Annotated in this window: 20 protein-coding genes; 9 read left to right on the top strand and 11 right to left on the bottom strand. The window is 37.0% G+C overall.

All coding sequences use genetic code 11. The features are described 5' to 3' along the window. The 3 genes from KHA88_RS15920 to KHA88_RS21225 all read left to right on the top strand — a co-directional run bounded on the left by KHA88_RS15920 (position 1) and on the right by KHA88_RS21225 (position 985). Entirely contained in the window at positions 1-372 is a 372-nt protein-coding gene (locus KHA88_RS15920) for a hypothetical protein (protein ID WP_213099165.1), read from the top strand. Positions 373-386: 14 nt separating this feature from the next. Next, entirely contained in the window at positions 387-782 is a 396-nt protein-coding gene (locus KHA88_RS15915; RefSeq protein WP_213099166.1) for a DUF5412 family protein, read from the top strand. Positions 783-859: 77 nt separating this feature from the next. After that, positions 860-985 (top strand): hypothetical protein, encoded by a 126-nt coding sequence (locus KHA88_RS21225; protein WP_283247451.1) that lies wholly within the window; start codon positions 860-862, stop codon positions 983-985. A 35-nt stretch (positions 986-1020) separates the two neighbouring features. Here the strand turns inward: KHA88_RS21225 and KHA88_RS15910 are convergent, their stop codons facing one another. The 11 genes from KHA88_RS15910 to ilvA all read right to left on the bottom strand — a co-directional run bounded on the left by KHA88_RS15910 (position 1021) and on the right by ilvA (position 13971). Continuing rightward, positions 1021-1806: a glycerophosphodiester phosphodiesterase gene (locus KHA88_RS15910; protein WP_213122482.1), complete on the bottom strand. Its 786-nt coding sequence runs from the start codon at positions 1804-1806 to the stop codon at positions 1021-1023. 75 nt (positions 1807-1881) lie between these two features. Then, a complete protein-coding gene (locus tag KHA88_RS15905) occupies positions 1882-3219 on the bottom strand; it encodes an ABC transporter substrate-binding protein (RefSeq protein ID WP_213122481.1) in 1338 nt (445 codons plus the stop codon). Positions 3220-3240: 21 nt separating this feature from the next. Beyond that, positions 3241-4059 (bottom strand): carbohydrate ABC transporter permease, encoded by an 819-nt coding sequence (locus KHA88_RS15900; protein ID WP_213122480.1) that lies wholly within the window; start codon positions 4057-4059, stop codon positions 3241-3243. Then, positions 4056-4919 carry a carbohydrate ABC transporter permease gene (locus KHA88_RS15895; protein WP_249313289.1) on the bottom strand — a complete coding sequence of 288 codons (864 nt, stop codon included), beginning with the start codon at positions 4917-4919 and terminating at the stop codon, positions 4056-4058. Before KHA88_RS15895 ends, KHA88_RS15900 begins: the two co-directional genes overlap by 4 nt. A 71-nt stretch (positions 4920-4990) precedes the next feature. After that, complete coding sequence (locus KHA88_RS15890) at positions 4991-6112, bottom strand: ABC transporter ATP-binding protein (protein ID WP_213099170.1); 1122 nt, start codon at positions 6110-6112, stop codon at positions 4991-4993. Between the two features lie 216 nt (positions 6113-6328). After that, positions 6329-7153 carry a carbohydrate ABC transporter permease gene (locus KHA88_RS15885; protein WP_213099171.1) on the bottom strand — a complete coding sequence of 275 codons (825 nt, stop codon included), beginning with the start codon at positions 7151-7153 and terminating at the stop codon, positions 6329-6331. Further along, positions 7150-8094, bottom strand: a complete 945-nt coding sequence (locus tag KHA88_RS15880; protein WP_249313256.1) for a carbohydrate ABC transporter permease — start codon at positions 8092-8094, stop codon at positions 7150-7152. Before KHA88_RS15880 ends, KHA88_RS15885 begins: the two co-directional genes overlap by 4 nt. Before the next feature lie 116 nt (positions 8095-8210). Beyond that, complete coding sequence (locus KHA88_RS15875) at positions 8211-9485, bottom strand: ABC transporter substrate-binding protein (RefSeq protein ID WP_213122479.1); 1275 nt, start codon at positions 9483-9485, stop codon at positions 8211-8213. A gap of 159 nt (positions 9486-9644) precedes the next feature. Beyond that, positions 9645-10727, bottom strand: coding sequence for a response regulator (locus KHA88_RS15870; RefSeq protein ID WP_213122478.1), 1083 nt, complete (start codon positions 10725-10727; stop codon positions 9645-9647). Beyond that, positions 10724-12460, bottom strand: coding sequence for a sensor histidine kinase (locus tag KHA88_RS15865; protein ID WP_213122477.1), 1737 nt, complete (start codon positions 12458-12460; stop codon positions 10724-10726). The genes KHA88_RS15870 and KHA88_RS15865 overlap by 4 nt, the downstream gene beginning before the upstream one ends. Before the next feature lie 242 nt (positions 12461-12702). Further along, positions 12703-13971: a threonine ammonia-lyase IlvA gene (ilvA, locus tag KHA88_RS15860; protein WP_213122476.1), complete on the bottom strand. Its 1269-nt coding sequence runs from the start codon at positions 13969-13971 to the stop codon at positions 12703-12705. Positions 13972-14148: 177 nt separating this feature from the next. Between ilvA and KHA88_RS15855 the strand changes: the two genes are divergently transcribed. From KHA88_RS15855 to KHA88_RS15830, 6 genes are all read left to right on the top strand, one after another. Continuing rightward, a complete protein-coding gene (locus tag KHA88_RS15855; protein WP_213122475.1) occupies positions 14149-15159 on the top strand; it encodes a LacI family DNA-binding transcriptional regulator in 1011 nt (336 codons plus the stop codon). Between the two features lie 186 nt (positions 15160-15345). Then, positions 15346-18429 carry a beta-galactosidase, LacZ type gene (gene lacZ / locus KHA88_RS15850; RefSeq protein ID WP_249313255.1) on the top strand — a complete coding sequence of 1028 codons (3084 nt, stop codon included), beginning with the start codon at positions 15346-15348 and terminating at the stop codon, positions 18427-18429. 88 nt (positions 18430-18517) lie between these two features. Further along, positions 18518-18664: a small acid-soluble spore protein SspO gene (gene sspO / locus KHA88_RS15845; protein WP_249313254.1), complete on the top strand. Its 147-nt coding sequence runs from the start codon at positions 18518-18520 to the stop codon at positions 18662-18664. A 144-nt stretch (positions 18665-18808) separates the two neighbouring features. Continuing rightward, complete coding sequence (locus tag KHA88_RS15840; RefSeq protein ID WP_213099178.1) at positions 18809-19033, top strand: hypothetical protein; 225 nt, start codon at positions 18809-18811, stop codon at positions 19031-19033. 61 nt (positions 19034-19094) lie between these two features. Further along, on the top strand, positions 19095-21698 hold the full coding sequence (gene adhE / locus KHA88_RS15835; protein ID WP_213122473.1) for a bifunctional acetaldehyde-CoA/alcohol dehydrogenase: 2604 nt from the start codon (positions 19095-19097) through the stop codon (positions 21696-21698). 515 nt (positions 21699-22213) lie between these two features. Further along, positions 22214-23041: an STAS domain-containing protein gene (locus tag KHA88_RS15830; protein WP_213122472.1), complete on the top strand. Its 828-nt coding sequence runs from the start codon at positions 22214-22216 to the stop codon at positions 23039-23041. Positions 23042-23140 lie beyond the last annotated feature (99 nt).

Below are 23140 nucleotides of genomic sequence, written 5' to 3'. Positions count from 1 at the left end.
ATGAAAACAAAAGTGATAGTTGTTTTAATTTTGTTAGTTTTTACTATTGCTTGTCAGCGAAAGACTATGACTTTTGAGGAAGTCTACCCTGGAAATTTATCAGATGTGACGAAAATAGAAATCCGGCATGGTGGCGGTAAGTTAAAGACGGTAATAGATCAAATGGTGATTGAGAAGTGGTTAACCGAAATAAAAGACATCTCGTTCATTCCTAAGAAAAATCATGAGAAAATAAAAGGCTATCTTTATGCTGTGAATTTATATGAAGGTGAAACATTGACCTTTTCATTTACCACAACAGAAATCAATGACAACTATGAAGTAAACGAAGCGCTTATACAGAAGTTAGAGGAGCTATTTGTTGATAACTAATGTGAGGGAATCATATGAAAAAGTGGAAGAAATGGATACTGATTATTTCTATTATTATTGGATTTTCTGGAATCATGCTGATGGGATGTAAAATAGTGTTGGAGAAAGTTTTTGCTGGAATGTGCGCTAATGAAATTGTTAAGAAAGTCGACTCTCCTAATGGCAAAAAAACTGCTTATATATTCAAACGAGATTGTGGGGCAACAACAGCGGAGTCTTTTCAACTATCCATTCTAAATAATGGCGGCGATCTAAAAAATAAATCTGGAAATACTTTCGTATCATCTGAAGAATTTTCGGTGGAATGGCTGAACGATAGCAAACTACAAATAAAGTATGATCAAACATCAGAAACATTTAAGATGGACAGCCGCGTAAAAAGGATCAATGTTGAATATGTGGGGAAATAGTAGATCTTGAGCAAGAAGGGGATTCGACAAAATCCGGGGCGTGCCTGTCACCGCCCGAAAGTGAGGTGTGATATTAAATGGAAATTATGGGATTTATTTTTGGGATTTTTGCTATGTCTCTGGCTTTTGGTGCTCAAGCCGAAATTAAAAAATTGAAATCGAAAGTAGAAGAGTTAGAAAAAAAGATTAATAAGAATGAATAGGTTTATAATATAGGGAATTCATAAAAAACATCGACCTAGCCGAAGCAGTCGATGTTTTTTTCGATATATATGTTGTCCCTAATATTTCTTAATGAAATAGCTTCCTTCGGAAAATCTGTCATAATCACATCTATATTATTTTTGTTTAAAAGTTGTTCAATTTCCTTTTCATCATTAACTGTCCACACACGGATACTAAAATCATCCGCACTTATTCTGTCCTTTAATAATAAATCTTTATGAAGATGTAATCCTTCTAACTCTAAACTTTGCACATATTCGGAAGGGCGGATTAGTTCTTCTTCTAGTAACCATGCAATTTTCACATTTGGCTCAATTTTTTTCAATTTTAATATAGAAGGTAGATGGAAAGAAGAGTAGATCACTTTATCAGCATAATCAAATTGATTTACGATCTTTAAAACTTTTTCTTCAATACCTTCGTAAGGAAAAAGAGTAGTCTTCAATTCTATATTTAATTCAATTTGAAAAGGTGAAATCAAGTGTAACACTTCTTCTAACGTAGGAATCCGCTCTAGCTTCCATTCCGCTTCATCAAATAACTCAAAGGTTGAAAATGTCACGCCTGCGCTAAATTGCCTTAATTCATTTAAAGTAAAGTCTTTCACATATCCTGTACCATCTGTCGTTCTATCGATTGTTTCATCATGGATAACGACTACTTCTCCATCCTTTGTCAATTGAACATCAAGCTCAATCCCATCTACTCCACATTCCAATGCATGACGAAATCCTAATAAAGTGTTTTCTGGCAAGGATCCCATACTTCCACGGTGACCAAATATTTTAGTTTTATTCATTGTCCAGATTACCTCGCTTTCATTTAAAAAGGAATAGAGAACATGGTATATTCTCTATTCCCTATAAGATAGAATTTATTTCCCTCTACTTTTATTAGATTGTTCAATGGCTGCATTGACTTGTTTAACGGCATCTTCAAATGTTTTTTCTACGTCACCGCCGTTATAAACCGTTTCGAGAGCTGTTTCAATAATTTTACGTGATTCTGGAATCATATCCATTAACGCACCTTGCGTAGCATAGGATGGTTTTGTTGCTTGCAGCTGATTTACTGCTACTTGTAATTGTGGCATTTTTTCATAGGAATCTTTCACAACTTGCTCGTCATAAGCAGCTGGATTAATGGCGAAATAACCTGTACCTACATGCCATTTAGCTTGCACATCTGGAGTTTGTAAATATTTCATGAATTCCCAAGCAGCGTTTTGTTCTGCTTCGTCCTTTCCACTAGACATCCATAAGCTTGCGCCGCCAATTGCCACACCTTGGCGCTCTTCTTTTTCAGGATGAGGTAAGAAAGCTACGCCTACTTCAAATGGAGCATTATCAATAACATCTCTTGAAGAAGCTGAAGACTGGAGGAACATGGCAACATCGCCTGCTAGAAAGCCCGCAACCATATTATCTTCGTTTATTCCATAATTTGCGAAAGTGCCATTATCCACCATTCTTTTAGCCCATTCAAAAATTGATTTACCTTTTTCATTATCAAATGCTACTTCTGTAGGTGTATCTGAACGACCATTGTCGTTATTCATCAGAATTCCACCTTGATTAGCTAATAACTCTTCAAATAACCAACCATATGCTTGTAAAGCGAAGCCCTTCATTTGCTTATTACTTTCAACAATTTTCTTACTTGCTGCTTCAACTTCTTCAAAAGTTTCTGGAGCTTTTTCAGGGTCTAAGCCGGCCTTTTTAAAAGCATCTTTATTATAATACATGACAGGTGTTGATGAGTTAAATGGCATGGAGTAAAATTTACCATCCACTTTGTAATAGTTAGTGATATTCTCTTCAAGCCCGCTCATATCATAGTTTTCAGCGTCAATAAACTTTTGAATGGGTTCGATATTTCCACTATTGATCATCGACATCGTACCGATTTCTTGAACTTGAATGATAATCGGAGCATCTTTTGTTCCACCAACACTATGAAACTTCGGTAATGACTCTTCATACGTTCCTTGGAATTCCGCATTTACTTGAACTTTATCTTGAGAGCTATTATATTCTTCTACAATACTATCTAATACTCCTTGATTGACGCCACTCATTGAATGCCAGAATGTAACAACTGTTTTATTCGTTTCTGATTTAGATGCGGCCTCAGTCCCAGCACCTTCATTTGAACTACAACCGGCTAGAATCAATAGTATACTTGCCATTAATAAGCTTAATAACTTTTTCATTATGATCTCCTTTATAATTCGTTATTTAAGGGCACCTTCTGCTAATCCTTTTTGGAGCTTATTCTGACCTATGAATAAAAAAATGAGCGTAGGGATGGCGACAACCATTGCACCCGCCATGACAACACCCCATTGATTGACTGTTTCCTGTGATTGTAATTGTTTTAATCCAATTTGGACGGTTCGGACCGTATCATTTGTTGTTGATAATAGCGGCCATAAATACATATTCCAAGCCGTTAAGAAGCTGTACATCCCTAATGTAACTAAGCTCGTTTTTGCGACGGGTAAAACGACTTTAATATAAAACTTAACATGTCCCATGCCGGCAATTTCACTTGCTTCTTTCAGTTCTTTAGGGATTTGCTTAAATGTTTGTCTCAATAAAAATATGCCAAACGCTGTAGCCAAAAAAGGTAGGGCTAATCCTGGAAAAGTATTGAGTAAATTCAATCCCTTGATCGTTTGAAAGTTTGGAATGATCGATGCTTCAAATGGAATCATCATCGTTGCGATAAACAATAAGAATAAAGCATCTCTACCTTTAAATTTTAGAAAAACAAATGCATAAGCAGCTAAACTAGATAAGATTAACTGACCGATCATAATAAACAGGGAAGCTATGAAACTGTTAAATAAAAATTTTAATAATGGTAAGCGTTGGAATGCCATCATATAGTTATCTAACGTCCAAACAGAAGGAATGATTTTGCCTACCATCGCATCCTGGCTATTCATAAAGCTCATTATAAAAGCGAAGATAATTGGTAGAAATAATACGAACGCCGATATCGTCAGCAATGTATACAGTATGATTTTTTTAGAAAGTGGCATCCTCATTGATAATGGACCTTCCTTTCTCCAAACTTAAACTGTATGAGTGTCATGATTAAAATAATGATAAACAAAACGACAGCTTGTGCACTTGCTGTGCCGTATTGGTAATTCACGAACGCTTCACGATAAATGGAGTACACGATCAGATTTGTTTCGTTGCTTGGACCGCCTTTTGTGAGCATATCGATTTGTCCAAAAGTTTGAAAGGCATTAATGATCGAGACAGTGATGACAAAGAATAGGGTAGGGGAGAGCACCGGGATTGTAATCCGGCGTAATTTATAAAAATACCCCGCACCATCAATATCAGCACTTTCATATAAATGGGAGTCAATCGACTGTAATCCCCCAAGGACAATTAAAAATGTGAAACCAATATTCATCCAAACTGTCGATAATGACACGGAAATAAGCGCCCATTCTGGATCCGTTAACCAGCCGATTTTATCAAAACCGACAGTGGCTAATATTTTATTAAAGAACCCAATACTCGGGTTAAATAAAAACAACCAAAATACAGAAGCAGCGGCTACAGATACCCCCATCGATGATGAAAAGATCATCCGGAAAAAGGCGATACCTTTTAACTTTTCATTTGCCAGTACTGCTAAAAATAAGCTGATGATGATTGTACCTGGCAATGTAAATAGAACAAATAAAAAGGTTGATTTTAAACTTTTCATGAAGATTGGTGATGTGAAAATATCTATGTAATTTTGCAAGCCAACAAAAACCGTTGTAGCCCCAGCTTGATTTGTTAAAAAGAAACTAAGATAAATCGTACGGATCATTGGATAAAACAAAAAGATACTAAACAATAACAAGGAAGGAGATAAAAACAAAAGTCCTTTTACTGCATTCATATTGCGTTGCTTTTTTTTGACTTTCTCAAAATGAACCTCGTTATATTTGATTGTCATCGTTGATTCTGTATTCAATTGGCAACGACCTCTTGTTCTTGCTCTTTATATGCTGGCTGGATTAATTGACCAGTTTCTGCATGAAAGAAACAAAAATTTTGAACCGAAATATGAACGGGGACTTTATCTCCAGGATGAATCATCCATTGCCCTGGCCATTTAGCATTCCATAATTGACCATTCAACTCTTCAAACACAATCATCGTTTCATTTCCTAATTGCTCGACATTCGCAACCTCTAAATAATGTGTTGCATTATGCTCCGATGCGGGATAGATATGTTCTGCTCGAATACCGACCGTCATCTTTTTATCCGAAGGTATATTCATTAGATCCGTTGGACTTAAATGAAACTTCAGCTTGTTTTCAATGATTATTTGCCGTTTTTCCACAAATAGCTCAGCTTTTCCCATATTCATTTTTGGTGAACCGATAAAAGAGGCGACAAATGTATTTGCCGGTTCGTTGTATAAAGTGATCGGTTGACCAATTTGCTGCACCTTACCATCATTCAGCACCATGATTCTGTCACCCATTGTCATGGCCTCAACTTGGTCATGTGTGACATAAATCATCGTAAGACCCAATTTTCTTTGCAAACTGCGAATTTCAACTCGCATATGTGCACGTAATTTAGCATCTAAATTTGAAAGAGGTTCATCCATTAAGCAAAGCGGCGCTTCACTCACTACTGATCTTGCCAGCGCTACCCTTTGTCTTTGGCCACCAGAAAGTTCCTTTGGTTTCCGTTTCAATAATTCACTTAAACCAATCATTTCTGCCGTTTCTGTAAGTCTTTTTTGTTGTTCTTTTTTATTAACCTTCTTCACATCGAGGCCAAAAAGAATATTTTGTTCGACTGTTAAATGAGGGTAGAGGGCATAGTTTTGAAAAACCATCGATAGATTTCGATTTTTAGGTGGAAGATGATTGGCTATTTCTCCATTTAGCTTCAGTACACCTCCGGTAATTTCTTCTAATCCCGCAATCATTCTTAATAAAGTACTTTTCCCACATCCAGAAGGACCGACTAAAACAAAGAACTCGCCTCTGTTAATCGAAAGATGAATTTCATTCAATACATTTGTTTGTTTATCGTACGACTTTGAAACATCAATCAATTCAACTTGTTTCATATATTTCAACCTCCTTCTTTTTTCAACCTCATTTAAACATATAGTCGTCCAAAAAAATCAAGATTTACCAAACCATTACATAAAAGCTAGACCACCTTAAAAGTAAGCGCCCTCAATAAATGGAATTTACAATTTATTAACATAAAAAAATGCCTAGACATTATTGTCTAAGCACCTTTCGACAAAATTCGGGGAGTGACAGGCACCGCCCGATTTTTATTTAATTGCACCTTCCGATATTCCAGCGAGTATATGTTTTTGGAAAAAAGCATAGAAAGCAATAACAGGAAGAGCTGTTAATACTAATGCGGCTAAAATTTTTGGCCAATCACTCGTATATTGTCCAAATAACATATTGATAGAGAGCATCAATGTATAATTGTTAACATCAGTTAGCATGATCAAAGGTAATAAGAAGTCATTCCATAGCCATAAAACGTTTAATATTAAAATGGTTGCTGTAATTGGTTTTAGCAAAGGGAAGATGATTTGTATGAAAATTTGCAAGTCACTACAACCATCAATTTTTGCCGCCTCTTCAAGCTCAAGGGGTATTGATTTTACAAATCCATGATAGAGGAAAACAGCCATATTAACGCCAAGTCCAATGTAAATTAAGCCAAGTCCAGGTAAAGAACCTTGTATTCCAATCCCTTTTGCCATTTGGCTAAGTGTAATCATAATGGAATGAAATGGGACAAGCATGGAAGCAATAAAAAGTATGAAGATGATTGTACTTAGCTTTCCTGGTGTTCTAGCAAGTTTATATCCAGCTAGGGAACCACAAATCACTATTCCTCCAAGACCGATAACTGTTACTATCAATGTATTTAATGCACTTCCTAATAAATTCAATTCACCAAAAACACTAATATAATTATCAAAATTTAATGTCGTAGGAAGAGATAAAACTGAACTGAATATCTCGCCTTGCGATTTAAATGAATTAACAATAGCCATATAGATTGGAAAGAATGAAATGGCAGCAAAAACCGTTAATAAAATATTTATACTTATGGAAGCTAAGCGGTTCTCTCTCATGCTTCAAGCTCCTTTCCTTTCGTTACTCTAACTTGAATGAGGGTAATGATCATAACGACGATAAATAGAATCATCGCTTTTGAGTTTGCATACCCAAAGCGGAAATTGTTCGAGAATGCTTCTTCATAAATATTTAATGTGATGACTTGTGTAGAAGTTCCCGGCCCACCTTGAGTTAAAGCGTAAACGACATCGAACACTTTAAAGGCACCGTTCAAAGTTAAAAAGGAACAGATTGTGATGGCATGCATTATCATTGGGAGAATAACATGTCTCAATCTTTGAAAAATATTAGCCCCATCAATCATCGATGCTTCCTTTAATTGTTTCGGAACACCTTGTAAAGCGGCCATATAAATGACCATCATATATCCGATCCCTTGCCATAGGGACACAATCAAAATGGAGTAGAAGGAAACTTTTGCGTTACCAATCCAAGGTTGATCAAGGACTGAAAGTAAAGCATGTTGGGAAAGCTCCGGAAGTACATTGGTGAAAATAAAAGAAAACATTAATGCACTAATAATTAAACTGATCATATTAGGCATAAAGAATATTGTTCTGAAAAAACCTTTTGACCGAGTTCTTGATTCTATAAGGAGAGCTAAAGAGAGAGCTACAACATTTTGGATAACAAACACAAACGCCGTGTACTTTAGCGTAAAGAAAAAAGAATGTCTAAAGGCCATATCTTCTGTAAATGCTTCAACATAGTTGCTAAATCCAACAAAATCATAGGCTGGGTTTAAGCCATTCCAATTCGTAAAGCTATAAACCCCAGCGCCGATCGTTGGGATAAAGAGAAATACAAAATAGAAAATGAAAGCAGGTAAAACAAATAATATTAATCTTAAGTACTTATTTAATGTTTTTCTTTTTGGAATAGCTAAATCAATAGAGGGTGTATTGCGTGACTCCGCAACAGACTCCTTCATAGACATAGGATTCATTCCTTTCAGGCTTCAATAGGGAGAAAGACAGCTTCAGGGGCTGTCTTTCTGTTCTTATTGCTCATATATTTTTCGTTGCTAAATGTGCGCTTATGCTAACGTTCTAGTTAGTTATTCACTTTTAGATATTGCTCCCATGCACGATCAAGTCCTTTGATCACATCTTCTTTTGAAGCATCGCCAGCAAAATAGCTTTGGAGTAATTTTTCCGACTCTGATTTTACTGCGGATGGAATAGGAAGTTCTAGATATGCTTTTCCTTCCTCAACGTACTTAATAGATTCGTCTAACCAAGGATATGGTTTAAATGTATGCAAATCTGAAATCGGGTTGAAGCCTAAGCTTTCATATAAAGCGCTTGAATCTTCATCGTCCAAAATATAATTAATAAATTCTTTTGCCACATCTTTTACTTTACTTGTTTTGGAAATAGCAAGAGATGTTGAAGAACCTAAATTAATTAAAGTTGCGTTAGGATCGTCGTTTAGAGGAAGTGGTGCGACTCCAAAATTAAAGTCTGGATTAGTAGCTAGGATTGATTCGGCCATCCATGGTCCTTGCACCCACATTGCTGCTTTACCATTGGCAAAGTCCGCTGCACCTTGATCTTGTCCAACTTCAAATGAACGATCTGTTCCATTTGCATGTACGAGATCCAAGATTTGGAACATATCTTTCAAATCAGCAAAACTTCCTTTGCCCTCATTCATACTTTCAACGAACCCTTTATTAGAAGTGTTTTCTAGCCCGCCAACCGTTAAAGGTATAAATAATTGCGGAATATAAGAATCTTTATAAGAGAGTATAAATGGTGTGACATCATTTTCTTTAAGTTTCTTTATAACCGCTTCCATTTCAGTGATCGTTTGTGGTATTTCAAGGCCGTGCTCCTTAAAGATATCTTTGTTATACATGTAACCCCATTGAACGGTTTCTAATGGAACAGCTAGAACGCGGTCATCTCTTGTCACCGCTGGTTTGACTGTTTCAAATAACTTTTCAGCAAATGGCTCCCCTGACAGGTCTTCAAGATATCCAGCTTTATCATATACAGGAATATCATTAACAGCGTGAAGGCTGAATATATCTGGACTATCGCCTGAAGCCAACCGCGTTTTCAATAATTGATCTGCTTGGTTGACGTTTGGCATTTCAAGCTTAACTTTAATATCTCTACCTTTTTCTTCTTTTTGTTTAGCAACAAATTGATCAATGTATGTTTCATATTGTTCTTTAAACCGTGGTTGAGAGATAAATACTTTTAATTCAATTTTCTCAAGTTTTTCACCACTTGAATTATTTGATGATCCTGTAGTACCACAGGCTGACAGCAATCCTCCAGCTAATACTAGAGTAAGCATAGCAATAAATATTCTTTTCATTTTTAAATCCCCCTTCTGCTATTATCATAATATCTATGGCCATTTAAGATAATTGAAAATGTTTACGCTTTCACTTGTACTTTATTAAGATGCTCAAAAAAATCCCCTTGCCTTAAGTTTCTACAACAAAAGGCAAGGGGGGGAGAGTAAGGAAGCCATTCATGATTTCCTCATTTCTCCAGGAGATATATTAAAATACTTCTTAAATACTCGGTAAAAATAAGGTGCATCCTCATACCCGACTTTTTCAGCAATTGTTTTATATTGCATTGTTGTATTTTTTACAAGTTGTTTTGCTCTTTCCATTCTTAAAGAAATAATGTATTCAGTAATATTGTATCCGTACTTTTTTTTATATACTGTCGTTAAATATTCTTTACTCACAAAAAAAGTTTTTGCCACAATGTCTAAAGACATGTCCGGAATATCGAAGTTCTGATCGATATACTGCTTAATATCCTCCAAATTGATCCTAGTTTTCTGACTTTTGTTTCTTTCAATAGCAGAAATAATAGCTTGTCCAATTTCAATTTGATTTTTAATGATTTGCCCAAACGAGGCAGTCGGGTATAAATTAAAAATTTTCAAGTCTATTTCTAAATCTTCTAGACGAAGTTGATGATCTCGTATAATTTCTTCTATCATTATTAAAAATTTTTGTTGCAAATGGAAAACGAATGATTCATCCATCTTTAAAGGCTTGTCAATTGATGTTGAAAATTTGTGTATACGATTTAAAAATTGATTGATATTCGATTCTTTAAAATCAAAGTAAAACCCTCTGAGAAGTGGCTGAATAATCTTTGATATTTCTGGCCGATGAATCGATAACAACGGATAATTCATTTGTTGTTGTTCTAATTCTTTTTTAAATTGGATGGCTTTTTCTATAGCTTGAAATAATTCCGCTTCATTCACAGGCTTAAGCAAGTATTCTATTACTTTTGACTTGATTGCTTGTTTTGTATAGATAAAATCATGATATCCACTCAACACAATCACCGGAAGTTGTGGATATTTTTGTTCAATGATTTCAAGTAACTCCTTACCATCTATGCCCGGCATTTTCATATCAGTGACAATCATGTCTACCTGTTTAATCTTGATTAATTCTAATGCCTCGATTCCGTTTTTAGCTTCCTCGATATCAACATGCGAAATTGGTGAAGTTTCATGTGTAACTAAAGCTTTGATTGTATCCCTTACCCAACTTTCGTCATCAACGATTAACAATGCTGTCATACGCCTACTCCTTTCGTTTGGTAGGGAAGTCTCATGATGATTTTCGTATACATATACTTTTTACTGTATATGTTAATTCCATATTCCTTACCGAAATAGAGCTTCAATCTATTGTTCACATTATGAAGTCCGATGCTTCCGCTTTGAATAAATTGTTTAGAAGATAGATTTTTTTGGATTTGCGATAAATGTGACTCAGAAATACCTACGCCATTGTCTTCAATGATAATTTCAATTTCATCAAATACTTTTTGAATATCTATTTTTATCATGCAGTGATCAATTTTGGATTCAAAGCCATGAATAAAACAGTTTTCAATAAGAGGTTGGATCGCGAGCAATGGAATCAGTCCATCCTTCACTTCTTCGTCTACAAAAAGGTGAATGGATACCTTATCATGAAATCGCACTTGTTGAATATGCAAATAATTTTTTAAATGATTAACCTCTTCATACATATAAACAAGGCCATGTTGTCTTTTTGTAATATATCGAAACATATGGCTGAGTTTTTGGGTAACATCATTAATTTCTTTCGCATTTTTTATTATGGCCATGCCCCCAATGACTTGAAGGGTATTATATAAAAAATGCGGATTAATTTGTGCTTGTAAAGCTAAAAATTGTGCATCCTTCTTTTCAATTTCACGTTTATAATCTTTCTCAATCAAATCCCGGATCCTACCGATCATTTCTTTATATTTTCGATTCAAAATACCAATTTCATCTGAGCCATTTGTATTGATTTTAACATTAAAGTTATCTTCACTGACATTTTCCATTGCCTTTGACAGCTCAATCACTGGCTTGGTTACTCGATTAGAAACATAAAATGATAATATTACGGTTAAGAATACGGAAATGATAAGAATAATCGTACCTGATTGGCGAATATGAGCGGCACCAACATTCATTACTTCTGCTGGCACTGCTTTTAGTAAAATGATATTTTGAGATAAATTTTTTTGGAAATAATAAATACCATCATCCTGACTTACCACCGTTTTACCTAATGAATCCTTTATTACACTATTACTAAGCAACTTAACACTGTCAGGATATGGAGCATAAAGAATTCGACCTGACGAATTAAGCAATAATACATGTTCTTCATCATTATTTTGAAGATCTTTTAGAATCGGGTCAAACAGTGAAAAATGAACATCGATTTTAATTTTTCCTATTAATTTTTGATCTTCAAATCTAAAAATATTGCGTTCATAGGAAAAACTATTAGATTTTTCGTCTATATTAAAAATGACATCTTTACTTTCAGTGTTTTTCAATAAATGTGAATAAGAGTCAACGAAGAAATCATTATTTTCGACTCGATATATGTTACCCGTTTCAATAGAAACAAGCGATGCTGCTTGAATGCTAGCCCTGCTATTGTAAAGATAGAAGAGCTTGTCTTGTATATATGTTTGTGTATTGAATACATTGGCAGTACTAATATTATCTGGTTTAGTTAAACTGGGGACCAACATTTCATCCACCAACGAAGAAAATAACAGTTGATCATACTCTTGTAGTTGATATTCAATATAACGGCTTGAAAGATCTACCATAGATATATTAGAACTAATTTCTGATGACTCAACAGTTCCTTTAGCAATATTAGTAGATAAGATTAAAAAGGTGATGAGTGGAACCATCATTACAATAAGTAGAGTAATGACTAATTTGCGCTTAATACTTTGCAAAATGTGGATATCTAAATAATGCTTTAACAAAATACGGAGGTGTCTGAATCTATTCCTATATGTAATCACATACATCTCTCTTTCTATATAAAAAAGTATCGGCTTCTTTCGACAAAAATCGGGGAGTCACAGGCCCCCCCGATAATTATAGTATTAAAAGACTAGTAAAAATCCCAGCAGTTTTTCCCATCAATATAGGAGAGAGGGGGGATAGTGCAGGCTAACATAGAAGAAGGAGGCTACCTGGATTAAGGTGCCTCCTTTAATGATTCTCAAATTAACAAATGAAACAACGTACTATCCTTATTTACTTCAGTATAGGAAAAGCCTTTCTGATTCATCCGCTCAATAAGGCCTTCGTAATCGCCGCGATTTTTTAACTCAATGCCAACAAGTCCTGGGCCGCTTTCCTTGTTGTTTTTCTTCGTATATTCAAATGTGGTGATGTCGTCTTCAGGTCCAAGCACGCCATCCAAGAACTCACGCAGTGCTCCGGCCCGTTGTGGGAAATCGACGATAAAATAATAGAGAAGGCCTTCATAAATTAATGATTTCTCTTTAATTTCTTGCATTCTGCCAATATCGTTATTTCCGCCACTGATGACACAGACGACGGATTTACCTCTAATTTCTTCTTTATAAAAATCCAGTGCTGCAATTGGCAATGCGCCTGCTGGTTCAGCAATGATTGCATGCTGATTATATAAATCTAAAATTGTCGTACAAACCTTTCCTTCTGGAACAGGGATAATATCATCAATATATTTTTTGCAAATATTATACGTAAGCTTACCCGCACATTGTACAGCTGCCCCGTCCACAAATTTATCAATGTTTGGCAACAGCGTGACGGATTTATTTTTCAAGGCCGCTTTCATACTGGCTGCACCCTCCGGTTCCACACCAATCATGCGTGTATGAGGGGATACATTTTTAATATAGGCGCTTAATCCTGACATAAGACCGCCACCGCCGATGCTTCCAAATACAAAATCAACCGGCTCCTCAATATCGTTCATAATCTCAACTGCCACTGTTCCTTGTCCGGCAATCACATCGAGATCATCAAATGGATGGATGAAGATCCTGCCTTCCTGGTTACAATACTCGCTGGCTTTGACGGATGTATCATCAAACGTATCGCCGATTAGGATAATTTCGATCCGATCCCGACCAAACATTCGAACTTGGTCAATTTTTTGCTTCGGCGTTGTTTGCGGCATGAAAATTTTCCCGTCAATGCCTAAATGGGCGCACGCATAGGCAACTCCTTGGGCATGATTTCCTGCACTGGCACAGACAATCCCTTTGTCCCGTGCTTCTTCTTCAATTGTTTTAATTTTATAGTAAGCCCCACGCAATTTAAATGAACGCACGTGTTGCAAATCTTCTCTTTTAATGTAAACATGACAGCCATATTTCTCAGACAATCGCTCGTTTTTTTGCAAAGGTGTATGGGCAACCACATCTTTTAAACGCTGATAAGCAATTAAAATATCTTCCACATGCACTGTCTTTGTTTTTTCCTTTGTTTGACTCATGGCGGTCATCCACTTCCTCCGTTGACTTTTGAATATTTGTACATTATAACATCTTATTATGATTCTGAACACAAGAATATTCGAAATATTTGGTGAAAGCGTTGTCATTTTATTTCTACTTTCCTTTTAGAAAAATGATACAATATTAAGATGAAATAGTGATTGGAGGTCAAAGATTTGGTCACAAGAAAAGAGGTCGCAGCCAGAGCAGGAGTGTCTACTTCAACGGTTTCTCGGGTTGTAAATGGCGATAAGCATGTCTCTGAAGAAGCTAGAAAAAGAGTATTAGCATCTATTGAAGAATTAAGATATGTTCCTAACCGGGCAGCAAGGGGATTAAGAACGAAAACCTATAAGCAAATTTCTTGTATCACACCTTCGATTACAAATAGTTTTTTTAGTGAAATCTTATCTGGTGTTGAAGAAAGAACAGCTGAAAGAGGATATTCATTATCCTTACATATTATCACAAAAGAAAACTTGGATTCCCTAAGCGTATTTAATGAAGGATTATATGATGGGTTAATCGTATTAGCCCCCTTTGAAATGCGAAAAATCATTGATTTAGAAGATTTAACGAAAAAGTTTCCTTTAAGTTTGTATTGGGATAAGAAGGAACAAACAAATATCCCGCATGTATTTATTGACTTGGAAAAAGCAATGAGTAAATCCGTGCAGAATTTAATTGACAATGGCCATGAAAACATCATCTTTCTTGGTCCGAATATTGAAGATCAATATGAAAACCCTAGATTATTGGGATATAAAGAAACGATGATTAAAAATGGCCTTGATATACAAGATTACTATTTAAATTTCATTGAACAATATGAAGACAGTATGACCAATGGCTATTTACAGGTGAAAAAACTGATCAATAAAAATAAAAGCTTTACAGCGATTGCAGCATCGAATGACTTGTTGGCAGCAGGAGCGATCAGGGCAATAGTAGAGAGTGGCAAGAAAATACCAGAAGACATTTCAGTCATGGGCATGGATAATATCGAATTATCCAGCATCGTCACGCCAACGCTATCAACGATGGATATACCAAAAAAAGAAATCGGGAGAAAACTAGCAGATCAATTAATTACCCAAATTAATGGGGAGAAGCCGGTTGATCAGGTCGTTGAATTTGATGTGCAATTAATCAACAGAGAATCTGTGAAAAACAGATTGACAATGTAAGAGGTTACAATATAAACTGAAAGAGCAAAGATTTGGTCACGAGGCCAAATCGTTTTTATCCACTTAATTGGTCACGAGACCAAAAAAACATTCGACAAACTTCGGGGCGTGCCTGTCACCACCCGAATTGGTTTCGACAAATATCGGGGCGTGACAGGCACCGCCCGAATTATGGAGGTTTATATGATGAAGGATTATGAGTCGTTGTCGGTTCTGCAAAGGAATCGGGTTCAGGATCGTGCTTATTTTATGTCTTATAGAAATGAACAAGATGCGATTACTTACGAGCGTGAGCGTTCGCACGGGTTTATGTTATTAAATGGACTATGGAAGTTTCATTATGCGGAAACACCTGAACTTGCTCCGGAATCATTCGAGCAAGAGGATTTCGATGTAAGTGAATGGGATGATTTAAAAGTTCCATCGAGCTGGCAAATGCATGGATATGGCCGTCCGCATTATACGAATGTGCAATATCCGTTTCCGGTTGATCCTCCACACATACCATCTGAAAATCCAACAGGGTCTTATCGAAGAGAGTTTTATGTAGCGAAAGAGCTTTTACAAGAGCAAATGTATCTTCGTTTTGAAGGAGTAGATAGCGCGTTTCACGTATGGATCAACGGTAAATTTGTCGGCTATAGCACGGGAAGCCGTGTGCCTGCGGAATTTGATGTGACTCCTTTCCTTCGTGAAGGTAAAAACACAATTTCCGTGAGAGTGTACCAATGGTCAGCCACAACTTATATTGAAGATCAAGATATGTGGTGGTTAAGCGGGATATTCCGGGATGTGTACCTAGTCGCGAAACCGAAAGTACATGTGTTTGATTTTTTTGTGAAAACAACCTTCGATGCAAGTTATACGGATGCTAATCTTGATGTTGAAGCGGTCATTCAATCCCATGTAGAAAAAGCCGGTTCTCACAAAGTCGATGTTCAGTTATTTGATGGCAATTTTCAAGAAGTGGCTACCGCTAGTCAAGACGTCAATTCCGAAAATCAAATTGCAATTCAAATACCTGTTGCAGCACCGAATAAATGGACGGCAGAAACACCTTATTTATATCATTTGCTTATCACTCTAAAAAATGAAAACGACGAAGTCATGGAAGTCATTCCTGCAAAAGTTGGTTTCAGACAAGTAGAGTTAAAAGACGGACTTATTCAAGTAAATGGTGTGCCAATCATGTTCAAAGGTGTGAACCGTCATGACCATCATCCAGATCTTGGACGAGCTGTTCCGATCGAATGGATGATCAAAGATATTAAACTAATGAAGGAACATAATATTAATGCAGTCAGAACGGCGCATTATCCAAATGACCCTCGTTTCTACGATCTATGTAATGAGTACGGATTGTATGTCATTGATGAAGCAGACCTTGAGTGCCATGGGTTTGTTTTCACAGATAATATGCATCAGCTTAGCCAAGATCCGGAATGGAAGGAAGCCTATGTCGATCGAATGAGAAGAATGGTCGAGCGTGATAAAAACCATCCTTCCATCATTATTTGGTCACTCGGAAATGAATCCGGATTTGGGGAAAATCATATTGAAATGGCACAATGGGCAAAGCAAAAAGATCCGACAAGATTGGTGCATTATGAAGGGGAAACACGTGATATTTTAACGAAATCAAATAATAACCCACAAGTATTGCACGAAGCGGCGGATATGTTCTCAACGATGTACTCTTCCGTTGAACTTATGGATCAATTGGGCAGCAGAACTGATTTGCAGCAGCCTCATATTTTATGTGAATTTGCGCATGCGATGGGTAATGGTCCCGGCGGGTTTAAAGAGTATTTTGAAACATTTTACAAACATAAACGACTACAAGGTGGCTTCGTTTGGGAATGGCTTGACCACGGAATTCGTCAGTTTACTCCGGACGGCGAGGAGTACTTCGCCTACGGCGGTGATTTCGGAGAGCCATTCCACGATTCAAACTTTGTCATGGACGGAATGGTTATGGCAGACCGTACGCCTTCACCAGCATTAATTGAATATAAAAAAGTGATTGAACCAGTAAAAGTTGAGGTGGAAAACCTTGAAGAAGGTCTCGTACGAGTTCTTAACCAATACGATTTCATAGACTTAACCCATCTTGAGCTTTCATGGTCAGTCGTATCAAACGGGGAAATCCTTGATTCCGGAACATTGGAATCGCCGAAAGTTTTACCTGGTGAATCAGTTGAAGTAAAAATTCCATTCACATTACCAAATTTGATAAAAATCCAATCAGATGTTTGGTTGAACATTGAATTCCGTCAAGCAACAGCGACGAAATGGGCAAATGCCGGTCATGAAGTAGCCTGGGCCCAATTTGAATTGCCAGTTCAAGTCAATCAAGCTGCAAGCGAAATAAAAGTTTGCAGTCCACTTTCTGTGAACGAAGAAGGAAAGAATCTTGTTGTCCAAGGCGACGATTTCCAACTCGTCTTCAATAGAGCATACGGTGTGATCAACTCGTGGAAACAACAAGGTATTGAATTGTTGGAAGAAGGTCCACGCTTAAACGTATGGAGAGCACCGACGGACAATGACATTTTAGGCATTGAAGATGAATTCGGCGTTCAAAAAGAAGAGAAAGATTGGAAGCTTCACGGAGTGCATTTGATGCAGCATAGGGTGAAAGCAGTGGAATATGACCTATCGCCGAATAAGGATACATTGACCATCACTGTCAATACAAGATTCGCCCCACCAGCGTTAGCCTGGGGATTTGATATAACTTATACGTATACAATCACTGCGGACGGCACGATCAAAATCAATGTGCTTAGTGAAAAAACAGGGAAGTCATCACGTACATTACCGAAAATCGGTCTACAAATGAAGCTTAAAAACCAATTTGACCAAGTCCAATGGTATGGCCGTGGACCGGGTGAATCCTACGCGGACAGCAAACTTGCCAATCGTTTCGGCATCTGGTCAAAAACTGTTTATGAAATGTATACAACATACGCAGTACCGCAAGAAAATGGCAATCGCAGCGATGTGAGATGGGCCAAGGTTACGGATAAATCAGGTGTAGGTCTATTAACTGAAGGTGAAAACTTTAATTTCAGCGTTCACCACTTTACAACTGAAAACATTGAAACTGCTCGCCACCCATACGATTTGGTGAAGCAAGACTATATCGTTTTCAATGTCGATCACAAACAGCAAGGTCTAGGCTCTGCAAGCTGCGGACCGGGTGTACTCGAACAGTACCAATTGAAAAATGAAAGTTTCGGATTTACTACGATTTTTAAAGGAATATAAAATTTTGGGAGGGCCAGTTTTGGCTCTCCTTTTGTCGTTGAATATTTGTATACTGCAAAAGACAAAATATGACACGGAGGTGATTTAGATGGTGGACAAAAGAACAGCAAGTAATATTGAAGGCATGAATCCAGAGAAAAAACCAAGCTTTGGGGCAGGAATTAATGAAGAGTTTGCAAATGAACCATTAACCGCGGCACAAAGACAACATAATAAAAAGAAGAAAAAGAATTAATAACAAAGTTGGAAGCGAATGATCATTTTTCGCTTCCAATTTTATAGATGAAAATAAAAAACCGTCACACTTTGTTCAATGTTTCACAAACTTTTAAATTGACCTTATGCTATCATTAAGGCAAAGGAATAGGAGGGATAAAAAATGATACTTTGTGAGTGGAAGTCCTTCTCTACAGATACCGAAACATATACACTCCAAGCATTTGAGGAAGCGGTCGAAGATGAATTTGAGGCAATGATGTATAAGGGAGATGAGATTCCCACCGTTATCTGGACGAGTAACTATGTCATTATTGTTAAGAAATTTTCAACATTAACCACCGATATTATGTTTGAAAAAATCCCTAGAAATCCTGTTTGTGAGTAAGCGATTTTTTTTAATATAGTTTGTGAAATTATTCACAATATAAATGTAGGAGGGAAATCAAATGGCAGTGTTAGAAAAAGTTGTAAAAGAAGAGCAAAATGTTGTTTCAGTGATTGGCTCCTTGGTCAATAACGGTTTACAAGCTTTGAAAGATTTTCGCAGCTTTACTCAGGAAACGGTTGATGAGATCGTAAAGGCGATGGCGATAGCTGGTTTAGATCAGCATATGCCACTTGCAAAACTGGCGGTGGAAGAAACAAAACGAGGTGTGTATGAAGATAAAATCATTAAAAATATGTTTGCAACAGAGTATATTTACCACAACATTAAGTACGATAAAACCGTTGGTATTATCAACGAAAATGATCACGCTGGTGTGATTGAAATTGCCGAGCCAGTTGGAGTAATTGCAGGGGTCACACCTGTTACAAATCCGACATCCACAACAATGTTCAAAGCTCTCATTGCCATAAAAACGAGAAACCCAATTATTTTTGCCTTCCATCCATCTGCACAAAAATGCAGCAGTGAAGCTGCAAGGGTGCTAAGAGATGCAGCTGTGAAGGCGGGAGCACCTGAAAATTGCATACAATGGATTGAAAAACCATCACTTGAAGCAACACGGGTATTAATGAATCATCCGGATATTTCTCTCATCTTAGCCACAGGGGGAGCGGGAATGGTGAAATCTGCTTATAGCTCCGGGAAGCCTGCACTTGGTGTTGGTCCTGGCAACGTCCCTTGCTATATTGAAAAGTCCGCTAGAATTAAGCGTTCTGTCAACGATCTGATTTTATCAAAAACCTTTGATAACGGTATGATTTGTGCTTCTGAACAAGCTGTAATTATTGATAAAGAAATCTACGCAGAAGTTAAAACGGAAATGGTGGCAAACGACTGTTATTTCCTGAATGAAGAAGAAAAATTGAAAGTAGAAAAACTGGTCATCAATGAACAATCATGTGCCGTCAATGCTGATATTGTCGGGATGGCAGCATACAGAATTGCCGAAATGGCAGGAGTAGCTGTGCCTAAAGAAACGAAAATCTTGGTAGCAGAATTAACAGGTGTTGGACCAGAATTCCCGCTTTCTCGTGAAAAATTAAGCCCTGTGCTGGCCTGTTACAAGGTAAATTCTCTCGAGGAAGGCTTGAAAAGAGCGGAAGAAATGCTAGAGTTTGGCGGCATCGGCCATTCTGCTGTCATTCATACTACAGATGAGAACATAATCAAGACGTTCGGTTTACGGATGAAAGCAGGGAGAATCATTGTAAATGCTCCATCATCCCAAGGAGCAATTGGTGATATTTATAATGCCTACATGCCGTCATTGACACTTGGCTGCGGCACGTATGGGGGAAACTCAGTTTCTACGAACGTGGGGGCCATTCATTTAATCAACACGAAAACGGTGGCGAAAAGGAATGTGAATATGCAGTGGTTTAAAGTTCCCCCTAAAATTTATTTTGAAAAAAATTCAACGCAGTACTTGGAGAAGATGCCCAATATTTCAAAAGCGCTTATTGTGACTGACCCTGGAATGGTGAAACTCGGCTATGTAGACAAAGTGCTCTATTATTTAAGAAAGCGCCAAGATTATGTCCATTGTGAAATTTTTTCTGAAGTCGAACCAGATCCGAGCATCGAAACAGTCAGGAAAGGTGCAGAAATGATGGCGAACTTCGATCCAGATGTCATTATTGCACTTGGCGGTGGTTCCGCAATGGATGCAGCAAAAGGGATGTGGCTGTTCTACGAATATCAAGATGTTGATTTTCACGGCTTAAAGCAGAAATTCTTGGATATTAGAAAGCGGATTGTCAAGTTTCCAAAGCTTGGTAGAAAGGCTCAGTTTGTCGCCATTCCAACTACATCTGGGACTGGATCAGAAGTGACCTCCTTCTCAGTCATTACAGATAAACAAGCAAACATCAAATATCCGCTCGCGGACTATGAATTAACACCCGATGTGGCAATCATTGATCCTCAGTTCGTAATGACCGTTCCGAAGCATATTACAGCTGACACAGGGATGGATGTTCTGACACACGCAATTGAGGCATATGTTTCAGTCTTAGCCAACGATTATACCGATGGTCTTGCGATCAAAGCGATCCAACTCGTATTTGAATATTTGCCAAAAGCCTATCACAATGGCAATGATGAGCTTGCACGTGAGAAGATGCATAATGCTTCAACTATTGCCGGCATGGCTTTTGCCAACGCATTTCTTGGTATCAACCATAGCTTGGCCCATAAACTAGGAGCTGAATTCCATATTGCCCATGGCCGTGCAAATACGATTCTCATGCCACATGTCATTCGGTACAATGCAACAAAGCCGACAAAATTCACTGCATTCCCGAAATATGAGATATTCATTGCTGACGAAAGATATGCGGAAATCGCTAAAATTCTTGGACTCCCGGCTCGTACAACCGAAGAAGGTGTTGAAAGTCTTATCCAAGCAGTTATTCAGTTAGCTAAAAATCAAGATATTCCGATGAGTATTGAGGCAAATGGCGTTGACAAAGAAGAATTTGAAAGCAAAGTCGATTACCTTGCAGAACGTGCCTTTGAAGACCAATGTACAACCGCTAATCCGAAGCTTCCATTAGTGAGCGAACTTGCAGAAGTATACAGACTTGCTTATAAAGGGGTGTAAATCATACATGTACGAAGAGATCTGGGGTATTATCTCCAGGTCTTTCTTGTGAGTGCTGTTTAATGGTAGACAGGCCGGTGAAAAAAAGGGGTGCAGAGGATCCAGCACCCCAAAGCCAAGATATGGATAAGGAAATGGAAATGAGAGGGGAAATGTAAATCCTCCACCACCACTAAAGTCATGATATTTGATTAATGATCATTTGTAAAATGAAGGAAATTACCTTTTCGATTATATTAGTCGCTAAAAAACGCATTTTCTCCTAGTGAAAATCTTATTATCAGCCATGAATTTCAATCAAAAATGGATGATTGATATATAATAAAAAAAACCGAAGCGAATAAACAAATTCGCTTCCGCTTAACGCCCTAGGTCTATATAGCTTTGATTCCCTATGTACGATAAAGGTTGATTGAAAAAATACCGGAATTTTTTAAATAGATAGTTTATATGGTTTGGCAAATCAAATAAAGGGTATATACTATGAGGTAGTTACCAAAAAAGGGGAGAATAAAATGCCAGAGGTTTTTCAAGAATCTATTGAAATAAGAAAGTATATTGACCTAAATAAGCAAAACTTTGAAGATTCCTTATTATTAGAGGCTGTTAATGTCAAAGATAAAATTAAAGAAATTGAAAAGTACGGAAATATTAACCTTATAAATAACGCCCATAAGTTAATAGGTTTTGTAATTAACGGGAAGGAAAAAGAACTTGAGGATTTTGCAGAGCAGGAAGGTATAGCGTGGGCGACACATGCATTAACATTATCATTTAAATTGGAATGGATTCAAGCTATTCGCAGAACCTTATGGAAATACATACAAAAATATTACGAGCAAATGAAGAATGTTTCATTGCAAGAGTTATTTATTTTGGAAAAACAAATAAATAATCGAATAGACAAATTTTTAAACGCTTTCTTTATTATTTATTCAAAATACAAGGATAAATTGATAAAGGAACAAAGAGAATTAGTTGAAAATCTTTCGGTTCCTATCATTCCCATAACACCTAGTATAAGTATATTGCCGTTGATTGGTACCATTGATTCGATGAGAGCTGATATCCTTGAGGAAAAAGTTTTGATGGAGATCGGTAATTTACGTATTCAAAAATTGATTATCGATTTATCAGGAATTGCTGATATGGAGAGTGATGTCATTCACCACTTAATTAAAATGATTGATGGCATTTCATTGATGGGATGCAATGCAATCATTACAGGATTAAGGGCTGAAGTCGTTAGAAAAATGATACACTTGGGAATGAAATTTGATAAGAATACAGAAACATTAGGAACTTTACAACAAGCACTATACCAATATATAGGTAAAATATAAGAACGAGTTGCTTCGGCGGCTCTTTTTTAATTACTGTTTTCGCATAGAATATTGCTTATCGTACCTAAAGGGCAGTCCATATGTTCGTTTACGTTTCGG

The organism is Lederbergia citrea, assembly GCF_018343525.1.
Lineage (GTDB): Bacteria > Bacillota > Bacilli > Bacillales > Bacillaceae_C > Lederbergia > Lederbergia citrea.
The sequence above is the reverse complement of the archived record's forward strand: the minus strand, read 5'-3'. Positions and strand labels throughout refer to the sequence as shown.

What these genes read in the sequence shown, in the direction of transcription:
- KHA88_RS15920 (WP_213099165.1), top strand. Translation starts at nt 1, where the DNA reads ATGAAAACAAAAGTGATAGTTGTTTTAATTTTGTTAGTTTTTACTATT.
- KHA88_RS15915 (WP_213099166.1), top strand. Translation starts at nt 387, where the DNA reads ATGAAAAAGTGGAAGAAATGGATACTGATTATTTCTATTATTATTGGA.
- KHA88_RS21225 (WP_283247451.1), top strand. Translation starts at nt 860, where the DNA reads ATGGAAATTATGGGATTTATTTTTGGGATTTTTGCTATGTCTCTGGCT.
- KHA88_RS15910 (WP_213122482.1), bottom strand. Translation starts at nt 1,806, where the DNA reads ATGAATAAAACTAAAATATTTGGTCACCGTGGAAGTATGGGATCCTTG.
- KHA88_RS15905 (WP_213122481.1), bottom strand. Translation starts at nt 3,219, where the DNA reads ATGAAAAAGTTATTAAGCTTATTAATGGCAAGTATACTATTGATTCTA.
- KHA88_RS15900 (WP_213122480.1), bottom strand. Translation starts at nt 4,059, where the DNA reads ATGAGGATGCCACTTTCTAAAAAAATCATACTGTATACATTGCTGACG.
- KHA88_RS15895 (WP_249313289.1), bottom strand. Translation starts at nt 4,919, where the DNA reads ATGAATGCAGTAAAAGGACTTTTGTTTTTATCTCCTTCCTTGTTATTG.
- KHA88_RS15890 (WP_213099170.1), bottom strand. Translation starts at nt 6,112, where the DNA reads ATGAAACAAGTTGAATTGATTGATGTTTCAAAGTCGTACGATAAACAA.
- KHA88_RS15885 (WP_213099171.1), bottom strand. Translation starts at nt 7,153, where the DNA reads ATGAGAGAGAACCGCTTAGCTTCCATAAGTATAAATATTTTATTAACG.
- KHA88_RS15880 (WP_249313256.1), bottom strand. Translation starts at nt 8,094, where the DNA reads ATGTCTATGAAGGAGTCTGTTGCGGAGTCACGCAATACACCCTCTATT.
- KHA88_RS15875 (WP_213122479.1), bottom strand. Translation starts at nt 9,485, where the DNA reads ATGAAAAGAATATTTATTGCTATGCTTACTCTAGTATTAGCTGGAGGA.
- KHA88_RS15870 (WP_213122478.1), bottom strand. Translation starts at nt 10,727, where the DNA reads ATGACAGCATTGTTAATCGTTGATGACGAAAGTTGGGTAAGGGATACA.
- ilvA (WP_213122476.1), bottom strand. Translation starts at nt 13,971, where the DNA reads ATGAGTCAAACAAAGGAAAAAACAAAGACAGTGCATGTGGAAGATATT.
- lacZ (WP_249313255.1), top strand. Translation starts at nt 15,346, where the DNA reads ATGAAGGATTATGAGTCGTTGTCGGTTCTGCAAAGGAATCGGGTTCAG.
- sspO (WP_249313254.1), top strand. Translation starts at nt 18,518, where the DNA reads ATGGTGGACAAAAGAACAGCAAGTAATATTGAAGGCATGAATCCAGAG.
- KHA88_RS15840 (WP_213099178.1), top strand. Translation starts at nt 18,809, where the DNA reads ATGATACTTTGTGAGTGGAAGTCCTTCTCTACAGATACCGAAACATAT.
- adhE (WP_213122473.1), top strand. Translation starts at nt 19,095, where the DNA reads ATGGCAGTGTTAGAAAAAGTTGTAAAAGAAGAGCAAAATGTTGTTTCA.
- KHA88_RS15830 (WP_213122472.1), top strand. Translation starts at nt 22,214, where the DNA reads ATGCCAGAGGTTTTTCAAGAATCTATTGAAATAAGAAAGTATATTGAC.